A 1,417-nucleotide genomic window follows, 5' to 3' on the forward strand; every position below is an offset into this window, starting at 1 on the left:
CGGGCTCGACGCTGGCGAGCGGCAGGCGGCCGAAGGCGACTGGCGACTACCAGCCCTGGACGCCCGGCTAAAGCGCGATGAGATTGGGTTGAACCGTCATCGCGCTTTAGCTCTTTGTTTGAACATGATCTTTTCGGAAAACCGCTTCACACTTTTCCGGATCATGCTTTAGCTCCAGCCTTCTTCATCTTCCGGATTGGATGCACGCGCATCCTGACGACGTCGCTGTGGACAACGGGATCAACGGGGATGCCGGTTGCCGGGCCGTTGCGTCCGCACGAGCGATGCGGCTCAATGAACCCATCTTACGGAGATGGGAAACCATCGCGTTCGGTTCGGGCAACAGTTCGCGACTGTCCCGAAATGCAGCGGCTGCCGAGGAAGGACTCGATCGGGAGATAGGCCCCCGGTCTGGAAGCACCGAAATCGCCCGATGAGAATGTGCGCCGCCGTGAGACAGGAAAGGCCGCTTGGGAAACCGAGCGGCCTTTTTCTGTTGGGTTGGGGGGAGAAGAGCGCGGCCGCGGGCTCTGTCATTGCGAGCGCAGCGTTGGGACACACTACATCAGCCGCTCAGCCGCCCGCTTGGCCGCATCCAAGCGCCGCGCCTGGAATGGCGCGATCCGCTCTTTCATGAGCGCGAGCACCTCGTCTGGCGCGGTCTCCGGCGAGCCAGCGTTGAAGGGCGGCGCGGGGTTGTATTCGAGGCGGAGCTGGATGGCCTCGGCGGTGCCGCGGTCGACCAGCAGCGAGACCAGCGTCAATGCGAAATCGATCCCCGCGGTGACACCGCCGCCGGTGACGCGGTTGCGATCGACGCAGACGCGCGTCTTGGTCGGTGTCGCACCGAACAAATTCAGCATCTCCATTGCGCTCCAATGGGTCGCGGCATTGTAGCCCTTCAGAAGCCCGGCCGCGCCCAGCACCAGCGATCCCGTGCAGACCGAGGTGACGAATTTGGCGTTCGCAGCCTGCTTGCGCACGAAGTCGAGCGTCTCCTCGTCATTCAGGAGCGCATCGGTGCCGAACCCGCCGGGAATGCAGATCACATCCAGTTGCGGACAGTCGGCGAATGTCACTGATGGTGTCAGCATCAGCACGGAATCGCTTGGCACCGGATCAAGCGTCTTCCAGATCAGGTGCACGGTCGCGCCGGGGAGGGATGAGAACACCTGCAGCGGGCCGGTGAAGTCGAGCTGGGTGACGCGCGGGAACACCAGAAGTCCGATCTGGAGCGGTGCCGACATGAGAGCCTCCGAAGAAGAACTTGACGGGCGCAGAATGGCATGGTGCCCTCCTGTCCAAAATGGCGTACTTCCCTCACTTTCGGACATAACCATGATCGGCATCCTGATCTTCCCGGACTTCCAGCTGCTCGATGCGGCCGGTCCCATCTCGGTGTTCGAGATCGCGGCAC

General features: G+C 62.6%; 1 protein-coding gene and 1 pseudogene. One reads left to right on the top strand and one right to left on the bottom strand.

The window, feature by feature from the left end:
* A pseudogene (locus tag AOQ71_RS47530) lies at positions 1-71 on the top strand (NADH:ubiquinone oxidoreductase subunit NDUFA12); the annotation flags it as partial.
* A gap of 489 nt (positions 72-560) precedes the next feature.
* Here the strand turns inward: AOQ71_RS47530 and AOQ71_RS09275 are convergent.
* The gene (locus AOQ71_RS09275) at positions 561-1,247 is read right to left on the bottom strand and encodes a DJ-1/PfpI family protein (RefSeq protein ID WP_057744850.1); all 687 of its coding nucleotides are present in this window, start codon (positions 1,245-1,247) and stop codon (positions 561-563) included.
* Positions 1,248-1,417: the final 170 nt, after the last annotated feature.

Origin of the sequence: Bradyrhizobium manausense, assembly GCF_001440035.1 — a bacterium.
GTDB lineage: Bacteria > Pseudomonadota > Alphaproteobacteria > Rhizobiales > Xanthobacteraceae > Bradyrhizobium > Bradyrhizobium manausense.

Coding starts and splice junctions, on each gene's coding strand:
- AOQ71_RS09275 (WP_057744850.1), bottom strand. CDS start 1,247: ATGTCGGCACCGCTCCAGATCGGACTTCTGGTGTTCCCGCGCGTCACC.